The organism is Coriobacteriia bacterium (assembly GCA_013334745.1).
Lineage (GTDB): Bacteria > Actinomycetota > Coriobacteriia > Anaerosomatales > JAAXUF01 > JAAXWY01.
The window spans coordinates 46,459-68,452 of sequence record JAAXWY010000008.1; the positions used below are offsets into that span (position 1 = coordinate 46,459).

Below are 21,994 nucleotides of genomic sequence, written 5' to 3' on the forward strand. Positions count from 1 at the left end.
ACCGCCGAGGATTATCGCATTCATGGACTTCAGAGACGTCATACGGTTGATGCGGCCCCGCCAGTGGACCAAGAACCTCGTGGTCGCAGCGGGTCTTGTCTTCTCGGGCAAGCTGCTCGATACCGCGCTACTGGGCGAGACGGCTGTCGCGTTCGTGGTCTTCTGCCTTGGGACGAGCGCACTGTATGCGCTCAACGATGTTCTTGATGCAGATCGAGATCGCGCCCATCCCGTGAAATGTGACCGCCCGGTGGCATCCGGTCGGTTGGGCAAGCCGGCTGCCCTGGGCGTCTCGGCCGTACTGGCGATTGCGGCTTTCGCACTGGCGTTCTTCGTCGGTCCCGACTTCACCGCGGTGTTCGCGGCGTACGTCGTCCTTCAGTTGCTCTACACCTTCGCGCTCAAGAGCGTCTCAATCGTCGACATGCTGGTCATCGCCACCGGGTTCGTACTGCGCGCCGTCGCAGGCGCGGTCGCCATCGAGGTGCCGGTCTCGCCGTGGCTGGTTCTGTGCACGGGGCTGCTCATGCTCTTTCTCGCAGCAGCGAAGCGGCGTCATGAGATCGTGTTGTTGCGGGAGCGATCCGTCGCTCACCGTCCGGTGCTCTCCGAGTACTCAGCCGAACTGCTCGACAGCTTCATGGTGACGCTGTCGGCTGCCACGATCACCTCGTACGCGCTGTACACGTTCTTCGAGGAGCTCGCTCCTGACTATCTGCTCATGCTCACGATCCCGTTCGTGATATACGGCGTGCTCCGCTACCAGTACCTGGTGTTGAGCAAGGACGGCGGCGGTCGGCCCGAGGAGATACTCCTCTCGGACGGGCCCATCATCATCGACGTCGCGCTGTGGGTGACCGCTTCGGTCGCCGTCTTGTACATCGCCCCCCGATTCTTGAGCTAGGAGAGTTGCCCATGACCGACAGTCCGACGGCTCCCGCCAGATTCCTTGTCACCGGAGGCTCCGGATTCCTCGGCATCAACCTCATCCGTTCGCTGCTGGAGCGCGGGCATTCTGTGCGCTCACTCGACCTGCTCGAGTTCGACTACGAGGACTGTCGCGACCGCGTCGACTGGATCGTGGGCGACATCCGCAACGCGGACACAGCTGATCGATGCTGTCGCGATATCGACTTCGTCGTGCACTGCGCCGCAGCGTTGCCGCTCTACTCGCCAGACGACATTCGCACCACCGACGTCGATGGCACGCGACGGATGCTCGAGGCTGCCAAGAAGAACGGGGTGGCGCGCTTCGTCATGATCTCGTCCACGGCGGTCTACGGCATTCCGGATCATCATCCGCTCTACGAGGACGACCCGATGATCGGCGTCGGTCCGTACGGCGAGGCCAAGATCGCGGCGGAGGGCGTCTGCCGCGAGTTTCGCGAGAAGGGGATGTGTATCCCGATCATCCGTCCGAAGAGTTTCGTCGGTCCTGAGCGCCTGGGCGTCTTCGCGCTGTTCTACGACTGGGCTAGAACCGGGCACGGTTTTCCGATGATCGGCAGTGGGAAGAACCGATACCAGCTCCTTGACGTCGATGACCTCTGCGATGCCATCAGGTTGTGCTGCACTCTCGATGAGGCGGTCGTCAACGACACCTTTAACATCGGCGCCGCTGAGTTCACCACGATGGGTGAGGACTACCAGGCGGTGCTCGATCTCGCCGGCTTCGGGAAGAAGATTCACGGGTTCCCCGCAGCGCCCATGATCTGGACGCTTCGCGTACTCGAGGCGCTGCACCTGTCACCCCTTTACAAGTGGGTCTACGAGACGGCGTCGAAGGACTCTTTCGTCTCCATAGACAAGGCGCAGCAAGTGCTGGGATTCGCACCGAAGTACTCCAACAAGGACGCGCTGCTTCGAAACTACGAGTGGTACTGCGCTCATCTAGAGGAGTTCGAGGGTACGGGCGGGGTCTCGCATCGGGTGCCGTGGAAACAGGGGATTCTCTCGGTGGCGAAGCTGTTCTTCTAGGCGAGGCCGTTTGGGGTCGACCGGGGCGCGCCTCCGCTCACTCGCGTATACTCGCGCGTCACAAGACCATGCACGAGCGGGGAGCGAACATGAGCGAGAACACCTACCGAATCTGTCTGCTGCCGGGCGATGGCATCGGTCCCGAGATCACCGCTGAAGCCGTCAAGGTACTGGGCGCCATCGGTGCGTCCAACGGCGTCACGTTCGAGTTCGAGGAAGCGCTACTGGGCGGCGCGGCGATCGATGCGACCGGATCGGCGCTTCCCGACGCCACCCTGGAAGTCGCATATCGCTCGGACGCGGTGCTGCTTGCCGCAATCGGCGGCCCGAAGTGGGACACGACCGACCCTGCCAGGCCGCGCCCCGAGCAGGGGCTGCTCGGCATCCGAAAGGCGCTCGGACTGTTCGCGAATCTGCGCCCGGTCAAGATCTTCGACGCGCTTCGTGATGCATCCTCACTTAAGCCCGAGTACCTCGAAGGCGTCGATATGCTCATCGTGCGCGAGCTGACCGGGGGCTTGTACTTCGGCGACCGTGCTCGCGAAACGGGCGTCGAGGGAGCGGCCACTGGTGGCGGCGAGGGCATGCGTGCCTACGACACCATGCTGTACGCTGAGTACGAGATCGAGCGCATCGCACGCCTCGCGTTCCAGACCGCGCGCACGCGTCGCAATCGCGTCCACAGCGTCGATAAGGCCAACGTCCTCGAGTCCTCGCGCCTGTGGCGTGAGGTCGTGCACCGCCTGCACGCTGCGGAGTTCTCCGACGTCGAGCTCTTCGACCAGCTCGTCGACAACTCGGCCATGCAGCTCATCCGCACGCCCAACCAGTTCGACGTCATGGTCACCGAGAACATGTTCGGCGACATTCTCTCCGACGAGGCGTCGATGCTCACTGGGTCGCTCGGCATGCTTGCGAGCGCGTCGCTCGGCGACGGCACCGCGCTCTACGAGCCGAGCCACGGCTCCGCGCCAGATATCGCAGGTCAGGGCGTCGCGAACCCACTTGCGATGCTGCTCTCCGTCGAGCTGATGCTCCGTTACAGCTTCGATATGCATGCCGCCGCCGATGCGCTCGCAGCAGCGATCGAGGGCGTTCTCGCCGATGGCTGGCGCACGCGCGATATCGCGGATGCCGACACGCCCGCCGACAAGATCGTGGGTACCGTAGCGATGGGCGACCTCGTGCTGGTGGCGCTGGGCTAGGACTCAGTTACGGCCGACTGCGAGCGCTTGAGCGCCACATCGATTCCCACCGCCGCAATGACCACCACCAACGGCATCACCGGAAAGTGGTAGCGGTGGTACGAGATGACGATCGCGTGGATAGTGAGTGAGTAGAGCGGCAGCGAGATCAGTAACAGCGTATCGAGGCGTCGTGGGGCGAGCGCGACCCCGAGCGCGAATGCGGCGAGCAGTACGAGTTGCATCGCCCACGCGAGCGTGAACGGCACACCTCTGAGCGCCGTCGGCGAGACGGCATGCGGCCGAAGCACCGACATCAGTACCGCACGAGCGCGCGCCCCGACAAGGGACGGCAGTAGCCCTTCGGCTCGTACCCTGGCAACCAGCGCATCGGTCTCCTGTGCGAAGTAGCTCGCGAGTTGCGACTCATCGCGGACCACCGCTTGTCCGCCCGACAGGATCTGGCGCGTGTAGACCGCGATCCGCTGTTGCTCCACAGTGGGCTTCGGTGCGCTCGAGCGCCATGGTAGCGGGAGTGGTTCATCGACGTCCATCCGAATCGCCTCGATGGTGGTGACCGCCGCACCAGTCGTGAACGGAACGAACCTGTCGTAGATCGACCCATTACGCAGCCACCACGGTGTGATGACCGCGATAACGACAAGCCCGAGCAGGGCGCTCTGCAGAAGGACCTTCTTCACTTGCGACCGTCGCGCCACCACCACGCAAAGCGCGGCGAAAGGGATCCACAGCGCCATGGTTGGCCGGATGTACAGCGACACGCCGAACAGCGCGCCCGCCGCGAGCGCCCATCGCGTATCCAGGTCGTCGCTCCAGCGCACGACGGCGTACACGCTTGCTATCAACACCGCCGTGAAGACCACCTCGGTCAGCAGGTAGGAGTTGGCGAGGGTGAACGGGGGGTACAGGGCGCAGCCGAGCAGCGCGAGCAGCCCGGCGCGCTCCGAGAATCGCCGCCCGAGCAGGTACGCGACCCATGCGACAAGGGTGCTGAGCAGCGCTTGGAGCAAGCGTGTTGCGATTCTGGCCGGCCCGTCGCTAGGGGTCGCCGCCATCACCGCTGCTCGCACAATCGGGTAGCCCGGCATCGTGTAGGCGTTGCGCTCGATTCCGCCGAGAAGTGCGTGTCCGGCTTGTGAGACTCGAAGGACGCCGTCAGAAGTCGTCTCCCAGTAGGACGAAGTCATCGGAGGATAAGCGAACGAGCCGGTCTCAAACACCCGGATCGCGGCCGCCTCGTAGCCTTCTGCGTCGGCGGTCACCGTCGGGATGATGAACAACGCGGCGAGCAGACGTATCGCGAGAACGACGACGAGAATGCCGATCGCGGTGCGAGATGTGCGGTAGGAAGACGCTTGCGGTCCTTGCTGCACGGCACCCCCTCGGCTGTGAACGTCGCGATTCTAGCACCCTCGAACGACTGTCGTCGCAGGTCAACACGTTACGCATGTACGTCGCATGGACCGTCGACTACAAGCCGAAGCGCCCTCCGAAACGAGCGATCGCGGCACGAGGTCCGTCGATGAACATCCAGGCGAGGATGTTGTGCGGCTGATCGTACGGCCACAGCCATACGTGGATGAATGTCAGGTACAGGCCGGCCAGCATACTGGCGACGAACACGGTCACCGCAATCCGTGGCGCAGCGCGCAGCGCCTTCTCGGCAGCGAAGCCCAGCCCGATAGTGAACAAAGGCAGCGAGCCGAGCAGTCTGCGCTGTCCAAACGAGTCGCCTGCCCACCAGTCGGCTGTCACGGAGTTCACGTACGCCTGACCGGCGAATGCGAGCAGCATGACGGCGAGGATCGCAACGGTGTCGTAGTCACGATTGCGGTATCGGTCGGCGATCAGCGCGAGCACCCCCACGAGCCCGACCAGCAGAATCGGGTGGTGCGAGAAGAGGCCGTTGCGACCCGAGAACAGCACCTCCCACACATACGGATGGGCCCAATCGAGGAAGCCCTCGCCTTGCGGCACCGTGCCTGGCGAACCGTAGAGGTAGGTGTTCACCAGCGCCACCGGCGATGCCGTGATCGCCAGGGCCGCAAAGTACGCCAGCAGAGACTTCGCCTGACGGGGTTCATGCCGTCGCAGCCAGAGCCAGCCGAGCAGCACAGAGAAGAGGGCGATGGTGATCACATTCTGAGTCCGTACCAGAATGCACAGTCCGCCCAGCACACCGAGCGCGCCAAGTCGCAGGGGATCCGCCTGCTTGGACCACGTGACGAAGGCGAGCAGGAACGCTGAGTAGGCGAACACGTCGTAGGTGTGGCTCATGGACGGCTCGAAGATCACGTAATACAGCAGGTTCGTCGCGAGCAGTGCCAGTGCGGTCGCCCACGCGGCGGCCCTCGGATCGACGAACCGACGTGTGAGTCTGTAGAGGCACCACAACGCAGCGGTTCCGTACACGACGGCGCTCCACATGACGCCGTACTGGAAGAAGCGGCCCCACGGACTCGGATCGACCCGGACGCCGATCGCAATCAGAATGCTGGCCGCCACTTTGGTTATGAGCGCGAAGGGCAGCCACAGGATTGCGGGCCCCACGGAGAACGGGTTCGACGGCCGCCCCGACACGGGGCTCAGCTCATAGCGCAGGAGGTAGTGGTCGACATCCTGCTCCATCCATGGATACCGGGGAGCTCGATAGTCGTCGGTGAAGTCCAGGTCACCGTCGCCAACCGCGGAGACCAAGAACTGGTAGTAGTACTTTCCGTCGCTCTCGATCTTGTAATGCAGGTTGCGAATCGTACCGGTGCTCGCAAAGAGCGCTGTCAGCGTTGCAAGTACCAGGAGAAATCCCACAATCGGTTTGCGGTACATGGCGACGGGCTCTCCCTCGGCTGTGAACGTCGCGATTCTATCACCCTGCCCTGCACGCTCGAATCCACTCGCGTACAATGGCACGACTATCAGACGCTGCCGAGAGGGGTGCGCACGATGACTCTGCCCGCCGTGGACAAGATCTGGATGGACGGCGAACTTGTCGATTGGGACAAGGCGCAGGTACACGTCCTGACGCACGCCCTTCACTACGGCTCCGGAGTATTCGAGGGCATCCGCTGCTACGCGACCCCCGACGGCCCCGCCGTGTTCAGGCTCACCGAGCACATGGAGCGTTTCGAGCGCTCGGCGAAGATGCTGTTCATGGAACTGGGCTACTCGGTCGACCAGATGGTCGAGGTCGTCAAGGACACCATCCGAGTGAACGACCTTCCGTCCTGCTACATCCGCCCGATTGCATTTCGGGGCTACGGCATCATGGGCCTCGATCCGATTCCCGCCCCCGTCAGCGTCTCGGTCGCGTGCTGGCCGTGGGAGACCTACATGGGCGAGGAGGCGCTGCGTGAGGGCGTCGATGTGGGAATCAGCTCGTGGCGCCAGCGCGGCATCAACTCGATGCCGCCCGCGATCAAGGCGACGGGCAACTACCTGAACTCATCGTTCGCCCGCATCGAGGCGAACCAGCACGGCTACAACGAGGCGATCCTTCTCAACGAGCAGGGTAAGGTCACTGAGGGCACCGGCGAGAACCTCTTCATCGTGCGCGACGGCGTGATCTCGACGCCGCCGGTCTCAGACGGGCTGCTCGAGGGCATCACGCGCGACACGATCATGCAGCTTGCGGTCGATCTCGACTACGACATCGTCGAGGAGTCGCTCGTGCGCACCGACCTCTACACCTGTGACGAGATGTTCATGACGGGCTCGGCGGCCGAAGTCGTGCCGGTGCGCTCGGTCGACCATCGAGTCATCGGTCCGGCGGGCCCCGTCACGTTGGAGCTGCAGTCCACCTACTTCCGCGTGGTGCATGGCGAAGAGCCGGGCTACGAGGAGTGGCTCGAGCGCGTCTAGCGCTCACACCGCCAACCAACCGCCGAGGAGACGCCCGTGGTCATGCTCTACGACACCACGCTTCGGGACGGCACGCAGCGAGAGGGAATGTCGCTGTCGGTCGAGGATAAGCTGCGCATAGCGGCCAAGCTCGACCTGCTCGGCGTGCACTACATCGAGGGCGGCTTTCCCGGCTCGAACCCCAAGGACATCGAGTTCTTTGAGCGCGCCAAGTCGCTCAAGCTGGAGCAAGCGGTGATCTCGGCGTTCGGGTCGACGCGGCGCAAAGGCGTCTCGGCGGCTGAGGACCCCGGGCTGGCGGCGCTGCTCGACACCGGGTGTCAGGCGATATGCATCGTCGGCAAGGCGTGGGACCTGCAGGTCACCGAGGCGCTCGGTGCGAGCCTTGACGAGGGCATCGAAATGGCGCGCGATTCGGTCGCATACCTCAAGTCGCAGGGCCGTACTGTCTTCTTCGACGCCGAGCACTTCTTCGACGGGTATCTGGCCAACGCCGACTACGCGGTCGCCGTGTGCGCCGCCGCCGCCGATGCTGGCGCTGACACGATCGTGCTCTGCGACACCAACGGCGGCATGTTGCCGGCTGACATCGCGCGCATCGTCACCGACGTCGCGAGTCGCGTCGCCGCGCCGCTGGGGATTCACACCCACAACGACTCAGGCTGCGCTATCGCGAACTCGCTCGTCGCGGTCGACTCCGGCTGCGTTCAGGTGCAGGGCACCGTCAACGGTTACGGCGAGCGCACCGGCAACGCGGATCTTATCGCCATCATCGGCGCGCTCGTGCTCAAGATGGGCGACGACTGCATCTCGCGCGAACAGCTTCGCCTGCTCACCGAGGTCAGCCACTTCGTCGCCGAGACCGCGAACCTCGCGCCCAACGCGCAGGCGCCGTACGTCGGCGTAAGCGCGTTCGCACACAAGGGCGGCCTGCACGCGAGCGCCACGGGCAAACTCGCCGGCGCCTACGAGCACGTCGATCCTGCGGCGGTGGGTAACCTCGCGCGCGTGGTCGTGAGTGAACTCGCGGGTCGCGCATCGTTGACGATGAAAGCCGCCGAACTCGGCATCGACCTTTCGGGTGAGCAGGCTGCAGCCGTTCTCGACGACATCAAGGAGCTCGAGCACGGTGGCTACAGCTTCGAGGCCGCCGACGCGTCGCTCGCGATCCTGCTCCGTAAGCGCCTCGGTACGTACGAGCCCGCGTTCACGCTCGAGTCGTTCCGAGTCATCGCCGACAAGCGCGACGACGGCCGCGTCGCCACCGAGGCGACCATCAAGATTCACGTCGGCGGACACCGCTACATCGCGACCGCCGAGGGCAACGGCCCGGTCAACGCACTCGATAAGGCGCTGCGCATCGCAATCGGGCGCTTCTACCCGCAGCTGGCCGGAATCACGCTCGACGACTACAAGGTGCGCGTGCTCGAGGACAAGAAGGGCACCGGAGCGGTGACCCGCGTTCTCATCGAGACGAAGAACGCCGAGACGAGCTGGGGCACCGTGGGCGTCTCGGAGAACATCATCGAGGCATCGTGGGAAGCGCTGGTCGACTCAGTCGAGTACGGCCTGGCTACGGCACCTGACGACGCCGCGCCAGCGGCCGAATAAGAGAGTTCGCAGGACATCGCCCGTGCGCATGGAACCTCACAACGGGGAGGAATCAATCGCGCTAATCCGGGGGAGTGGAATGCGAGTCGTGCGTCTCATGCACGAAGGCGACTGCCGATACGGCCTTGCCGACGATTCCATGATCACGCTGATCAGCGACGAACCGTTCGCAGCGTGGGAGCCCGAGGGCGTCATCGCGCTTAACGAGGCGCACCTGCTCGCCCCCGTCTCGCCCACGAAGGTGGTTTGCGTGGGGCTCAACTACAAGAATCACATCGCCGAGATGGGGCATGAGACCCCGGCTCAGCCGGTCATCTTCGTGAAGCCCTCCACCGCAGTCATCGGCCCCGGCCACCCTATAGCGATTCCGGACGGGGTCGGGCGCGTCGATTACGAGGGGGAGCTCGGTATCGTCATTGGTCGCAGAACACACCGAGCCAGCGCGTCCCAGGCGGCCGACAACGTGCTCGGTCTGTGTTGCGGCAACGATGTGACCGCGCGCGACATCCAGAAGACCGATGGGCAGTGGACGCGCGCGAAGGGTTTCGATGGGTTCTGTCCTATCGGCCCGTGGGTCGCAACCGATGTCAGCCCGGACGATCTGCTCCTTGAGACGCTCGTCAACGGCCGGGTGGTGCAATCCGCTCGCACGAGCGACATGCTGTTCCACCCCTTCGAACTCGTGAGTTTTGTGAGCAACGTGATGACGCTTGTGCCCGGGGACGTAGTGCTCACCGGAACGCCCGGCGGGATTGGGCCGATCGTGCCGGGAGACACCGTTGAGGTGCGTATCGAGGGCGTCGGAGTGCTCAGCAACCCTGTCGTGGACAGCGCGCACGAGACCGCGGACGGATCGTAGGCACGCGCTCAAACGTGGGGGCGAGAACCGCTCGGCGTATTCGATACTGCGATTCGCGTGACAGTTTTGTCGCGAAGGGGGAGTATTGAGCAGGTCCAGTGGGAGGACGGATGGGATTCGTGTTTTCGATTTTGGGAGGGGAACCACATGAGAAGAGCACGTAGTCGGTGGCTGTCGCTCGTGGCGACAGCCGCTCTCGTTGTTTCGATGATGCCGGTAACGCCGGCCTCCGCGGCGATTGTCGCAGGGAGCGGCGCTGGTGCCGTTCCGGCGAAAGCCGCAGGTGTAGCCACTCACGCCACCCCGGACGGGATCCAAGTCCGTGCGCGTGGGTTCGCTTCCGATGCGCAACTCGACTTCTTCCGCAGCGAGTCCAAGGACGGCGAGGGCGTCAAGCTCAACGATGCCCCCATCAAGGGAAACACCTTCCTCGACTCGACGGCGAAGGTGGGCATCCAGTACTACTACGCGGTCAAGGTCGCGGTCCTCGCCGCACCGGCGTCGCTGCGCTTCGCGGCGGTCGGCACGGGCTATGAGCCGGCTCGTGTCATGAAGGCTGCGAATGCGCCTCACACAGCGGCGGCATCGCTCGGCGCACAGACCCAGGGTCCGCAGCCGCCGACGAATTCGGGCTCGGCTGAGAAGCCGCTGCCCGCAGCGCTGGCTCGCGACCTCGCTGCGACGACGTTCTCGACCATCTCGACGATCACGGCCAACACCACGTGGACCAAGGCGAAGAGCCCGTACTACGTCGACGCCGACCTGATCGTGAAGAAGGGCGTCACGCTGACCATCGAGCCGGGCGTCAAGGTGTACTTCGGCACCGGTCTCTCGGGTCGCGATGCTCCGGCTGTGAACCCGTCGATGGGCGTAGACCTCATCGTTCACGGCAAGCTCATCGCTGACGGTACCGCCGACAAGAACATCCTGTTCTCATCGGTTGGCGTCGCTGCCGAGAAGGCCGGCGGATTCGTGCCTAACGATGGTGACTGGGGTTACCTCTACTTCGATAGCATGGCCGCCTCCGTCATGGACCGCACGGACGTCGAGTACGGTATGGGTCTGTGGCTTGAGGACACCAGCCGACCGTACGTCACCTACAGCACCATCCACGACATGGGTTGGGGCGGCATCTACGTGGGCGACGGCGCAGTCGACGCCACGACGCCACGCGCCCGGTTCGTGGGCAACCGCATCGATGTGAGCTCGAGCCAGGACGGCATCTACCTGTACTCCGGCAACACGGGCGCGGGCAACATCACGCTCGATCCCTACATCTCGGGCAACACCATCAGGGCCGGCTACCCGATCGCCCTTGAGGTGGAGGACACCGGTGGCGGCACCGGGGGCAACCACACGGTCCTGGGCAACCTGCGGCAGAACACCTTGCAGTCGAACTACGGCGAGGCGTTCTGGCTTGAGAGCTACACGCGTCGGGGCAAGTCCGCGAAGGTTCTTACGACGCTGACAAGCAACCGGATCGTGTCCCAGGAAGACGATGGAATCTACGCGTGGGCCGAGAACTACGACTACGGCCCCGCAATCTGCTCACCGGAGGTCTCCGGCAGCCATATCATGGCGAGCGACTACGCGGTCTACATGGGCGCGCAGTCCGACGAGTCGACCGACTCGGTTCTCGGGAACGTCACCGTCTCGCCGACGTTCGACAAGATCGCGATGACCGGGCAGTGGGAAGACGCGGTATACCTGTACGCGGACACCCAGAACAAGGGTCGCGCGACGATCGCACCTTCGTTCTCAAACGGCCCCATCGAGTCGGCTGAGTATGACTGCGTCAGCATTGACGCCAACAGCCGCTTGGGTGAGGCCATCGCGACGCCGTCGTTCCGAAACGTCAACGCGACCAGCGCCGACGGCGGATACGTGGTGGACTGTCAGGCCAATGGCCCCAACGGTGCGAAGGCCAACCCGAGCTGGATCGGTGGCTACTTCGACTCGGGTGACTCGATCGGCATTTACGCCTACGCCGAGTCCGACCAGAAGTCCGCGGAGGCCAAGCCGTACCTGCTCAACACCAGCGGTCACTCGTACAACGAGTGCGTCGAGGTGTACGCGTACGGCTCGAACGACGGTCTGTCGGCTGTGGGTAATGCCGTAGCCTCGCCGACCATCATCAACTCCAGGATCGAGTCGTTCCGGGACCACAGCGTCTACGCGTGGGCAGATGCCAACGGCTTCGGCTATGCGAAGTCCGCTCCGGTCATCCAGAAGACGACGATTATCAATGATGAGGAAGATACAGAGGGCGTCTACGCAGGCGCCGACTCCAACGAAGGTGGCGCGTATGCGTCACCGACGGTAACCAACTCCAGCATCCGTTCGGGCGGCGTGGCACTCTACTGCGACGCTGATCGCAACTCCGAGTCGGAGAGCGAGCCGCTGGAGCGTGTCGCTCTCGTCGCGCCGGTCGTGAGCGACTCCAAGCTCTCTTCGCCGTACTACGACGTCATGTATCTCTCGGCAGACAACAATGAGTTCGGCGACGCCCTCGTCAAGCCGGTCGTGACAGACTCCACGCTGTACAACGGCTACGACGACTATTCGGTCTACATGGGTGCGAACAAGTCAGAGGACACCTCGGGCACCTCGGGGATCTACCCGAGCTTCAAGAACTGCTCGATTCGCGCCAATGATGATCCGCTCTACATGACCGCGTCGGGTCCTGGCGGTAGCGGCGCCGCCCGAGTCGGCGGATCGTTCACCGACTGCTCCTTCCAAAGCCCCACTGCCGGCATCTACGCAAGTGCGGACAACGACAAGACCGAGTTCACCGGTGCCGGGTCCTCATCTGTGACCACCAAGTTCAATGATTGCACCGTCGACGCGCCTGACGATTACGGTTACGACCTCAACGCCTACGGTGGTGGCGACGGCACGAAGGTCGTTCGCAGCGCTCCGACCATCAAGGGTGGCAGGGTCAAGTACAGCGGTGACGGCGTCTATGTGTACGCTGCGGCCGACGTTTCCGAAGGGGAAACCTCCGCGACCGTTATCGCTGCGCCGGTCATCACCGACAGCAGTGTGGCCGCGGCGTGGAACTACGGCATCTACGCGAATGCCTACACCAATGGCATGGGTACAGCGAAGACCGACGCCACCATTCACAACACGCCGGTGTACGCCTACTACGGCATCTACCTCTACGCGAACTCGAGCAACGGTGATGCCGTCGAGTCTTCGGACATCAGCGGTCACTCGTCCGCAGACTACATGCGAGTTCAGTCGTTCGACGGCGATGCCGTCTTTGCAAGTTCATACTCCGCCCAGGGCGACGCCACGTCGACGACGAGGGCCAAGTACCTCTTCGCCAGTGGCTATTACGGCATGGTGGACGTCCGCTCGGACGCTCCGAACGGCACCGCTACCAACGACGCCTACATCGCCTACAACGTGGGTGACGCGAAGTGGGGCATGTACGACGATGGCATCAGCTCAGTCGCAACCGGTGAGCGGGTCGTTTCGACTCCGGAGATTCGCGGCAACACGGTCAAGAAGCCGTACTACGACGGCATCGCCGTATGGGCCGACGCGTCGAGCGCCGAGAGCACGGTTCAGCCGGTCGTGGCGAACAACACGATCGACAAGTCGCTCTGGGGCTACGGTCTCGATATCGGTAGCGCCTACAGTGACTCTTCCAACGGTCTGAGCCTGACCGGCAACAAGATCACGGACACCTACTACGGTGGCATTTACGCCAGCAACTTCCCGTACGGCTATGTCCAGCGAAACCACATCTCAGGTTCGGGACTTTCGAACCCCTCGGCCGACGTTGATGACATCGCCGGTGTCTACTGGTTCGGCAGCAAGGCCGCGCATATCGAGAAGAACGACATCTCGAGCACGCGCGTTGGTGTCGCGATCGCTGGCGCCACGGGCAACCCGTCGGTCCGCTGGAACAACTTCGGCGGTCCGCTCGGCGGAGAGGACTTCTCCTGGGTGCGTCCGCACAACCTGTCGTTCGACGTCGCGGGCTCGACGCCGGGTGTCAAGGTCGATGCGCGCAGCAACTGGTGGAGCACCACCAACTCCACCAGAATCGCCCGCACGATTGACGTACAGGGCGGCGTGGCCTCTACGTACGTGAACTACACCTCACCGTGGAGCGCGTACACCGCGCACTAGTCCGCCGGTAGCGCTTCTCCTGATGGGGTCCGACCGAGCAACGGTCGGGCCCCATCTCGCGTTCTTGGCACCCGCGCGGGGTGGTACTGTTGGTAGTCGCCCGATAGGGGCCGCCTGCCCACCGCATGCACTGGAGGCGTGACCTGCTTCAAGATAGAAACACACTGCTTGTTGTCGCCGCCCGCTTCATCTCACGAGTGGGTGGCACCGCCGTCTTCTTCATCGGTGTGTGGGGTGTGGCGGCGTACACCTACCATGCGAGCGCCAAGACCCTCGCGTTCGTCATGGCGGGCAACAGCATCGCATCCATCATCGGATCGGTTATCGCCGGGGTATTGGTCGACAGAATCGGGCCGCGCCGGGTTCTCATATATGCGGAGCTACTCACTATCCCCGTCGTCATCGCGCTGGTCATGGCGGACTCCTGGGGGGTCTTCGTGGGTCTCGCATGGCTGCTCGGGCTCGTGGGGACGCCAACCTTCACGGCGGGCGCCTCATTCGCGCCCTTCCTGGTGGACGGGGTCGACGAGCTGGAGCGCGTCAACGCCGCGGTCGAGGCGGCCGGATCGGCAGGCTTCGTGCTGGGGCCGGCCATCGGCGCGTTCCTCGCCAAAGTGCTAGGGCTTCCATCGGTGTTCTGGCTGATGGCCGGCTGTTCAGTTGCAGCAGCCGCGCTGGCCTTCGCGGTTAGGACGCGGGACATCGTGGCAGCCGAGCAGCACCACCCGTTTGCCGAGTTTCGGGATGGTCTGCGGGTAGCCTACTCGACCCGCACTCTGCGCTACGCGATCCTCGCAGGCACGGCAGTTTGGTTTGGGTTCGGTGCGTTCTCAGCGCTCGAGCCACTCTTCTTCCGCGACGTCGTCGGCGTTGGCGTCGAGTGGATCGGGTGGATGAACACGGCGTTCAGCGTCGGTCTCATCACCGGTGCCTGGCTCCTGCCGAGGCTCCCGCGCAAACTGCTCTCGGTACGAGGACTGGCCGTTGTGACCGCGCTGTGCGGGCTCGGAGGCATCGGCTATGTGGGGACGACCGACCTGCGCACGATTGCGCTTGGTGCTGCGGTATGGGGCCTGATGATCGGCGTCGCCGAGCCGCTCATGCGCACGGTCCTGCAGGTGGCATCGCCCGAGGGTTACGTGGGGCGGGTGATCGGTACCGCCATGTACCACCGAAACGCCGGGGAGCTTGTCCCGCTCGCATTCGCGCCGGCGCTTGCCGCAGCGTTCGGGGTACAGGCGACGCTTATCGCCGGTGGCGTGGTGGTCGCTGTCGGCGTGCTCGCGTCGTTGCCGATCGCCGCATCGATCGATCGCGAACTCGCGGCCGACGGCAGGTCGATTCTCGTCGCACACGCAAGCGAGCCTCACGTCGGAATCGGCGACGAGATACTCTGAGAGCCGGAGTCACGGTCGGGTCGAATGCCACTTATCGGGGCATGTGCCGCTCGTCGCGAGCGAACAGCCGTTCGGCTATCCACAGGCCCATCATGTCGCCCTCGCGTGCTATTCTGACCACGATATCTTGTGGTTTTCGTCTTCGTCGGGGGAGTCCGTGACTTATGCCTGAGGATCGCGTTCGCACGCCCGAAGTGGACGATCTCCTCGTCGCCTTGACCATGCTCGAAACCGGTGACGATGCCTATGCCTTGCTCCTTGATCTGTGCACGTTGCGCGAGATTCACGACATGGCACAGCGGCTCGACGTCGCCAAGCGGTTGGCCGCCGGTGAGCACTACGCCGCCATCCAGGAATCGACCGGCGCTTCGGCGACCACCATCTCTCGGGTGAGCAAAGCCCTGAACTATGGCGCCGATGGATACCGCTCCATCCTTGCGCGACTCGGTACATCTTCAACGGTCTCGGAGTAGACGCTCCATGTCATTCGTTCACCTACACACGCATACCGAGTATTCGCTTCTCGACGGCGCAGCGCGGGTCAAAGCGCTCGTCAAGCAGGCGGTCGATTTCGAGATGCCCGCGCTTGCCATCACTGACCACGGCTACATGTACGGGGCCGTGGACTTCTACAAGACCGCCCGGGATGCGGGTGTCAAGCCGATCATCGGCTGTGAGGTCTACTTCAACCCCGGCGATCGCGGCAAGCGCGAAGGGCGCCCGGATCTCTATCACCTCTTGCTGCTGGCCAAGAACGACGAGGGCTATCGCAACCTCATGGCCCTCGTCAGTGATGCCGCAGTGGCGGGCTACTACTACAAGCCGCAGGTCGACATAGGCCTTCTTGAGCGCTACGCGGAGGGGCTTATCGGCACGTCGGCGTGCATGAGTGGCATCCTCAGCAAGTCCATCGAGTACGGCCAGCCCGAAGAGGCCCGACAGTGGGCCAAGCGCTACGCGTCGCTCTTCGCGCCCGGCGACTTCTACGTGGAGTTGCAGGAGCAGGGCATCGTCGCCAACAACGGCGTGAGCCAGACGCAGCTCAACCGCGAGCTCTCCACGATCGCAGGCGAGCTGGGGCTCGGCGTTGTGGCGACCAACGACATCCACTACCTCACCCGCGAGGATGCCGTCACGCAAGACCTGCTGCTGTGCATCGGCACAGGCTCCACCGTAGACCAGCCAGGCCGCATGAAGTTCTCGTGCGATGAGTTCTACATGAAGTCTGCCGAAGAGATGGCCGCCGCAATCGGTAACGTCTATCCGGAGGCGATGGCGAACACGCTCGAGATTGCGGACAAGTGCAACGTCGAGATCGAGACCGGCAAGATCATTCTGCCCAAGTTCGAGGTGCCGGAGGGCGAGACCGAGGCGAGCTACCTGCACACCAAGTGCATCGAAGGCCTCAAGGAGCGCTACGGCGAGCCCATCCCCGAAGAGGCGCTCGAGCGGCTTGCACACGAGCTTTCGATCGTGGAACCCAAGGGCATCTCGGCGTACTTCCTCATCGTCCAGGACTTCACCACGTGGGCAAAGGACAACGAGATCGGTGTCGGCCCCGGACGCGGCAGCGCCGCAGGATCGATCATCGCGTACGCCCTCGGCATCACCAACCTCGACCCCATCGCCAACGGACTGCTGTTCGAGCGCTTCCTGAACCCGGAGCGCACGGAGATGCCCGATATCGACATGGACTTCGACGACGAGCGTCGTGGCGAGGTCATCGAGTACGTGCGCGACAAGTACGGTGCGGACAAGGTCGCGCAGATCATCACGTTCGGCACGATGAAGGCGCGAGCGGCACTTCGCGATGCCGGTCGCGTTCTGGGCTATCCCTACGGCGTACCGGACAAGATCAGCAAGATGATCTCGGACGAGCTCGACACCACCATAGACAAGTCACTCGACGCTAACGCTGAGTTCAAGACCGACTACAAGACCAATCCCGACACCGCTCGCATCGTGGACTCGGCGCGCTCGCTCGAGGGCATCGTCCGCGGCGAGGGTGTGCATGCAGCCGGCGTCGTCATCTGTCGCGACCCGCTGCACTTCTACGTGCCGGTCAAGTACGACACCAAGGGTGGCTCGGTCATCACCCAGTACGACGGCCCCACGGTCGCGGACATGGGCCTGCTCAAGATGGACTTCCTCGGCCTGCGAACGCTCACGGTCATCGCCGAGGCGGTCAAGAACATCAAGCGCAACCACGGCGTGCACCTCGTGCCCGACGATCTGCCGCTTGATGATCCCGACACGTTCGCGCTGCTGCAGCGCGCGGACACGGTCGGCGTGTTCCAGGTCGAGTCGTCGGGCATGCGTCAGCTGCTCAAGGACCTCAAGCCCACCACGTTCGCGGACATAGTCGCGGTGCTCGCGCTCTATCGCCCAGGGCCTCTGGGTTCCGGCATGGTTAAGGACTTCGTCGAGCGCAAGCACGGGCGCCGCCAGATCACGTACTACGACGACCGCCTCAAGGACATCCTCGAAGAGACCTACGGCGCCATCGTGTACCAGGAGCAGGTCATGCGTATCTCGATGACCATGTCAGGGTTCTCGGCGGCCAAGGCCGACAAGCTGCGCAAGGCCATGGGCAAGAAGCAGGTCGATGTGCTCACGCCGATGCGTGAGGCGTGGGTGGACGGCGCGGTCGCCCAGGGCTACGACGGCAAGATGGCTGCGAGCATGTGGGAAGACATCCTCAAGTTCGCGGAGTACGCGTTCAACAAGAGCCACTCGGCCGCCTACGGCGTCATCACCATGCAGACCGCGTACCTCAAGGCCCACTATCCGCTCGACTACATGGCGGCGGTGCTCACCAGTTACACGGGCAAGACCGACAAGATCGTCCACTACGTCGCAGAGTGCAATCGCTCGGGTTACACGGTTTTGCCGCCGGACGTGAACTCCTCGGGTAAGTCGTTCACACCGGTGACGGGTCAAGGCATCCGCTTCGGCCTCGCGGGTATCCGCGGGGTGGGCGAGGGGATCGTCGACACTATCATCGCTGCGCGTGACGAAGGCAGTGCGTTCTCATCGCTGCAGGACTTCTGCGCACGCGTCGACATGAAGCAGCTCAACAAGAAGACGCTCGAAGCGCTCATCAAGGCCGGGGCCTTCGACTCGACCGGCTACACCCGCAAGCATCTGCTCTCGATGATGGACTCGTGCGTCGATTCGGCGACCAAGCGGCAGAAGGACGTCGACTCCGGGCAGGTCTCGATGTTCGATATGTTCGCCGCCGAGGACGCGGGTTTCTCGGAGGACATCCCCGCGCCAGACGGCGATGAGTGGTCGAAGAAGATGAAGCTCGCATTCGAGAAGGAGATGCTCGGCATCTACGTCTCCGATCACCCGTTGCGCGGCATCGCTGAGCAGGTGCGCAAGGCGGCCGATTACTCGCTCGGCGACATAGACGACCTCAAGGACGGGGCGACCGGCTGGTTCGCGGGCATTCTCGCGGGCGTCGATCGCCGACCCACCAAGCGCGGCCTGATGATGGCGATCACGCGGCTCGAGGACCTCGACGGTCAGATCGAGGCAGTGATGTTCCCGCAGGTCTACGACAAGTTCCGTGACGTCGTGGTCGAGGATGCGGTCGTGCGCGTCCGCGCGAAGCTCGAAGACTCGGATCGCGGCAAGAAGCTTATGGTGCAGACCGTCGAGCCCTTCGACGGCGAAGCGTTCTCCGAGCCCCCGGGCCGGGTCACCATCCAGACCGACGGCGGTGCGCTGCACAACGGGCGTCATGCGCGGTTGCTCGAGGCGCTGCAGCAGTATCCGGGCCGCGACGTGATCGTCTTGCACGCCTGGGACGAGGAGCAGGGCAAGTTCCTTGAGTGCCGCATGCCCTACCTGGTCGACCGCAACTCAAACGGGCTGCATGCCGAGCTCATCATGTTGTTCGGCGCCGAGGCCATCACCGAGGAGTAGTGCGCGGGCAGCCACCATCGTACCGGTCGCGCAGCGTCACATCACAGCTTGAAGAACGCGAAGCGCTCGTCGCCGGACATGATCGGCATACCGAGTCGCTCCACCAGCTTCGCCTCGGTCAGTGCCGAGCCTTCGGTGACCAACCCCTGACGGTCGATCCACAGCCCTGCGTATCCGGCCTGTCTGGCCGCGGCGACGGGGTCGGCTGACTCTGCGATGGCGCGGTATGCCGCATCGCCCGGGCGGCCGATCACGGTGCCGTAGCTCCAGCGCAGATCTTTGGAGTGAAGGTAGCCTCTCAGGTGGTTGAAGCCGACCATTCCGGGGTCGACCGCGTACTCGGGGAATGAGACGAATGGGAGCTGCATCACCATCGCGTTTGTGGGTAGCGCCCGCTCGATCTCCTTGACGAACGCTTTGTCCGTGACCCACTGCGCACGGTCGGCCGCGTAGTCAGGCGCGATATGGGCCGGAACCTGGTCCAGCACGCCGATTACGACGACCAGGCACAACAGGGCCAGCACCCCGATGCGCGCCGCCGCACCGCGCGCGAATCGCTCGCGCATCGAGTCCGCGAGTACCGCCATGGCCGCAAGTGAGAGGAACGCGATGTAGACGGAGAACCTGTTGTACCCGCGAATCTCGGGGAGGGCCAGGATCGCAACGAGTGAGCCGAGCCCGCCCACCGTCGCCAGCAGGATTCCCGCGGTCGCGAGCTGCCCTGCTTGGCCGAGCAGCGCTGCCGAGCGCTCGTCGTCCCGGGGCACCAGCCGGACGCCGAACACGGCGGTGAGCAGGAGGGCGAGCAGCCCAAGGGTTGCGACAGCGCCAAGTGTCGCGGTGTTGCTTTCGTTGAGGGATTGATTGATCTTCGTCTGCTCCAGATAGCGGTACCGCAGATTCGCGAGCGCGGGAATGCGATGACCATCAACGGGGAGCACCATCTGAACGACGCGCAACCCGTAGATCTCAGACTCGATGGGCTGCCTGGGCACCGCCGATGCGTTTGCGCCGTTCTGGGAGCGGTACTGCAGGGTCGGGATGGCGACGATCACCGCGCCCGATACGATCACGGCGATCATCGCCGCTGCAGCGAGGGCGCGTTTCCACTGTCCGCTCTTCGTGACCGCCCCGAGGGCCGCTATGACCAGAAGCGCGCACGCGAAGTAGGCGTAGTAGACGCCGTACATCCCCACCAGCAGGCCGATTGCGATCGCGCCCCACGTGCGCGCACTGCGCAGCGTGAAGCGGCCTGGGGAGCCATCGTCACCCGCCGAGAAGAACGGGATCTGCTCGGCGTAGATCCAGAATGCGCTGAGCAGCGTGAGCGGTATCGGCCAGTACGCGCCGAGGGCGAGATGTGCGTTCGCGCGCATGTAGTGGAAGGGGAGGAAGGTGAACAGCAGCCCTGCGACGGCCGCTGATGAGCGCGAGACCCCGAGGCGGCGCATCGTGAAGGCGCTGGTCATCGCCGCGAGCGGATAGCCGAGCAGGTAGTACAGGTTGTGAACCCGAGCCGGGTCATGCACGAACACCGAGATGGCCCGCATGATCGCGAACATGACGAACTCGAGTTGCGGGAAGTCCTGAAAGTGCATGCCGCCGGGAGCACCCATGAACGGGTTATCCATGTACCAGCCGTTGGATACGAGGCCCTTGACCAGCGCGGAGAAGAAGAAGAGGTCGCCGCCGGCCTGGTAGTTGAATGGGACCCGCAGGTCCGTCTCCCAGAGCCGCAGGATGACGACCGCCACTGCAGCACCCGCAAGACCGACGGCGAGCAGGAACACCGACTCGGCAACAATCGCCCATGGGCGAGCGCTGGAGCCAGAATCGCCCGTGCCTCCTCGTATCGGTATTTCGGTTTCCTCGCCAGGCACCGCGTCCCCCTTCGCATGAGTGTCTGCGACACGCAGTATCCCACGACAGGTGCCGCCCGTGCGCGCGATGCGGGTATGCTCCAACTATGCTCCGAAAGGCGGCTGACACGCGAAGATGTGCGTCGCTTGTACTCCATCACTCTACTGTGATAGAGTGACCCGCGCACACCGACACCACGCGCGACCGATGAACCACCACGGAAGGAATCGTACTCATGCGTCCTGTTACCGCCCGAGGCTTTCGCGACGTGCTCCCGGCCGAGGCCGCCGAGCGCGAGGCCGTCTCGCGCACCATCGCCGAGGTCTTCTCGGCGTGGGGCTATGGGCTCGTCGAGACGCCCGTGGCCGAGGATCTCTCGGTTCTCGAGGCTGCGGCGGGTCCGCTTGAGGGCACCGCGTTTCGCCTCATCGACCTCGACGGGCGCCTGCTGGCGCTTCGCCCCGACATGACGGTGCCGATCGCCCGCATCAGCGCGTCTCGCCTGGCGGGCCAGCCCGGGCCGCACCGCTTTCGCTACAACGCCGAGGTGTTCCGCGAGCACGAGTCGCTGCGCGGACAGTCACGCCAGTTCACGCAGCTTGGCGTCGAGCTCGTGGGAGCGGGTGGTGCGCTCGGAGACGCCGAGGCGATCGCGCTACTCGTCGAAGCGCTCGAGGCCGCGGGGCTTGCCGAGTTCACCGTCGCGGTCGGCACAGTCGCCGTGCTCTCGGCGCTCGTGTCGGCGGCAGAGGCGTCCGAGGAGTGGGGCTGCGCTGTCTTCGCTGCGGCGCACGACCGCAACCTCGTCGGGCTTGCGGCGCTCGCTGCGGAGTCCGGCAACGCCGATGTCGCCGCCGCGCTCTCGACGGTGCCGCGCATTCGAGGCGGCCGAGAGGCGATCGCCGCCTGCCGAGAGGCCACGCGTGGCCTGGGATGTGACGCCGCGCTCGACGAGCTCGACGCGACCTGGACGCTGCTCGAGGCCGCCGGCGTGGCCGGGCGCGTCGTCGTCGACTTCTCGGTGATGCGCTCCTTCGACTACTACACCGGTCTCGTCGCTGAGGCCTACGCGCCCGGCCTCGGGCTGCCGATAGCCGGCGGCGGGCGCTACGACGGCGTGCTTGCCGCATTCGATGCGCCGGCGCCCGCCGTCG

The 21,994-nt window shown here is 64.3% G+C and carries 14 protein-coding genes; 11 read left to right on the plus strand and 3 right to left on the minus strand.

The window, feature by feature from the left end; all coding sequences use genetic code 11:
* Positions 1-22 precede the first annotated feature (22 nt).
* From HGB10_03825 to leuB, 3 genes are all read left to right on the plus strand, one after another.
* Positions 23-904 carry a decaprenyl-phosphate phosphoribosyltransferase gene (locus HGB10_03825; GenBank protein NTU70935.1) on the plus strand — a complete coding sequence of 294 codons (882 nt, stop codon included), beginning with the start codon at positions 23-25 and terminating at the stop codon, positions 902-904.
* A gap of 11 nt (positions 905-915) precedes the next feature.
* The gene (locus HGB10_03830) at positions 916-1,977 is read left to right on the plus strand and encodes an NAD(P)-dependent oxidoreductase (GenBank protein ID NTU70936.1); all 1,062 of its coding nucleotides are present in this window, start codon (positions 916-918) and stop codon (positions 1,975-1,977) included.
* Positions 1,978-2,066: 89 nt separating this feature from the next.
* On the plus strand, positions 2,067-3,182 hold the full coding sequence (leuB, locus tag HGB10_03835; GenBank protein NTU70937.1) for a 3-isopropylmalate dehydrogenase: 1,116 nt from the start codon (positions 2,067-2,069) through the stop codon (positions 3,180-3,182).
* Here the strand turns inward: leuB and HGB10_03840 are convergent.
* On the minus strand, positions 3,179-4,555 hold the full coding sequence (locus tag HGB10_03840; protein NTU70938.1) for a glycosyltransferase family 39 protein: 1,377 nt from the start codon (positions 4,553-4,555) through the stop codon (positions 3,179-3,181). The two genes, leuB and HGB10_03840, sit on opposite strands and share 4 nt — an antisense overlap.
* Positions 4,556-4,652: 97 nt before the next feature.
* Entirely contained in the window at positions 4,653-6,008 is a 1,356-nt protein-coding gene (locus HGB10_03845; protein ID NTU70939.1) for a hypothetical protein, read from the minus strand.
* A 117-nt stretch (positions 6,009-6,125) separates the two neighbouring features.
* On the opposite strand from HGB10_03845, the gene HGB10_03850 reads away from it, so the two are divergent.
* The 7 genes from HGB10_03850 to HGB10_03880 all read left to right on the plus strand — a co-directional run bounded on the left by HGB10_03850 (position 6,126) and on the right by HGB10_03880 (position 18,980).
* Positions 6,126-7,040 (plus strand): branched-chain amino acid transaminase, encoded by a 915-nt coding sequence (locus tag HGB10_03850; protein NTU70940.1) that lies wholly within the window; start codon positions 6,126-6,128, stop codon positions 7,038-7,040.
* 42 nt (positions 7,041-7,082) lie between these two features.
* On the plus strand, positions 7,083-8,651 hold the full coding sequence (locus HGB10_03855; protein ID NTU70941.1) for a citramalate synthase: 1,569 nt from the start codon (positions 7,083-7,085) through the stop codon (positions 8,649-8,651).
* Positions 8,652-8,730: 79 nt separating this feature from the next.
* On the plus strand, positions 8,731-9,510 hold the full coding sequence (locus HGB10_03860) for a fumarylacetoacetate hydrolase family protein (GenBank protein ID NTU70942.1): 780 nt from the start codon (positions 8,731-8,733) through the stop codon (positions 9,508-9,510).
* A 147-nt stretch (positions 9,511-9,657) separates the two neighbouring features.
* Positions 9,658-13,653 carry a right-handed parallel beta-helix repeat-containing protein gene (locus HGB10_03865; GenBank protein ID NTU70943.1) on the plus strand — a complete coding sequence of 1,332 codons (3,996 nt, stop codon included), beginning with the start codon at positions 9,658-9,660 and terminating at the stop codon, positions 13,651-13,653.
* 125 nt (positions 13,654-13,778) lie between these two features.
* Positions 13,779-15,050 carry an MFS transporter gene (locus tag HGB10_03870; GenBank protein ID NTU70944.1) on the plus strand — a complete coding sequence of 424 codons (1,272 nt, stop codon included), beginning with the start codon at positions 13,779-13,781 and terminating at the stop codon, positions 15,048-15,050.
* 164 nt (positions 15,051-15,214) lie between these two features.
* Positions 15,215-15,523: a TrpR YerC/YecD gene (locus HGB10_03875; GenBank protein NTU70945.1), complete on the plus strand. Its 309-nt coding sequence runs from the start codon at positions 15,215-15,217 to the stop codon at positions 15,521-15,523.
* A 7-nt stretch (positions 15,524-15,530) separates the two neighbouring features.
* Positions 15,531-18,980 (plus strand): DNA polymerase III subunit alpha, encoded by a 3,450-nt coding sequence (locus tag HGB10_03880; GenBank protein ID NTU70946.1) that lies wholly within the window; start codon positions 15,531-15,533, stop codon positions 18,978-18,980.
* A 41-nt stretch (positions 18,981-19,021) separates the two neighbouring features.
* Here the strand turns inward: HGB10_03880 and HGB10_03885 are convergent, their stop codons facing one another.
* On the minus strand, positions 19,022-20,860 hold the full coding sequence (locus HGB10_03885) for a hypothetical protein (GenBank protein NTU70947.1): 1,839 nt from the start codon (positions 20,858-20,860) through the stop codon (positions 19,022-19,024).
* A gap of 215 nt (positions 20,861-21,075) precedes the next feature.
* Here HGB10_03885 and hisZ point away from each other — a divergent pair.
* Positions 21,076-21,994, plus strand: a 919-nt coding sequence (gene hisZ / locus HGB10_03890; protein ID NTU70948.1) for an ATP phosphoribosyltransferase regulatory subunit, incomplete at its 3' end; no start/stop codon positions are given.

What these genes read in the sequence shown, in the direction of transcription:
- HGB10_03825 (NTU70935.1), top strand. Translation starts at nt 23, where the DNA reads ATGGACTTCAGAGACGTCATACGGTTGATGCGGCCCCGCCAGTGGACC.
- HGB10_03830 (NTU70936.1), top strand. Translation starts at nt 916, where the DNA reads ATGACCGACAGTCCGACGGCTCCCGCCAGATTCCTTGTCACCGGAGGC.
- HGB10_03850 (NTU70940.1), top strand. Translation starts at nt 6,126, where the DNA reads ATGACTCTGCCCGCCGTGGACAAGATCTGGATGGACGGCGAACTTGTC.
- HGB10_03870 (NTU70944.1), top strand. Translation starts at nt 13,779, where the DNA reads ATGCACTGGAGGCGTGACCTGCTTCAAGATAGAAACACACTGCTTGTT.
- HGB10_03845 (NTU70939.1), bottom strand. Translation starts at nt 6,008, where the DNA reads ATGTACCGCAAACCGATTGTGGGATTTCTCCTGGTACTTGCAACGCTG.
- HGB10_03860 (NTU70942.1), top strand. Translation starts at nt 8,731, where the DNA reads ATGCGAGTCGTGCGTCTCATGCACGAAGGCGACTGCCGATACGGCCTT.
- HGB10_03855 (NTU70941.1), top strand. Translation starts at nt 7,083, where the DNA reads ATGCTCTACGACACCACGCTTCGGGACGGCACGCAGCGAGAGGGAATG.
- HGB10_03875 (NTU70945.1), top strand. Translation starts at nt 15,215, where the DNA reads ATGCCTGAGGATCGCGTTCGCACGCCCGAAGTGGACGATCTCCTCGTC.
- HGB10_03865 (NTU70943.1), top strand. Translation starts at nt 9,658, where the DNA reads ATGAGAAGAGCACGTAGTCGGTGGCTGTCGCTCGTGGCGACAGCCGCT.
- HGB10_03880 (NTU70946.1), top strand. Translation starts at nt 15,531, where the DNA reads ATGTCATTCGTTCACCTACACACGCATACCGAGTATTCGCTTCTCGAC.
- leuB (NTU70937.1), top strand. Translation starts at nt 2,067, where the DNA reads ATGAGCGAGAACACCTACCGAATCTGTCTGCTGCCGGGCGATGGCATC.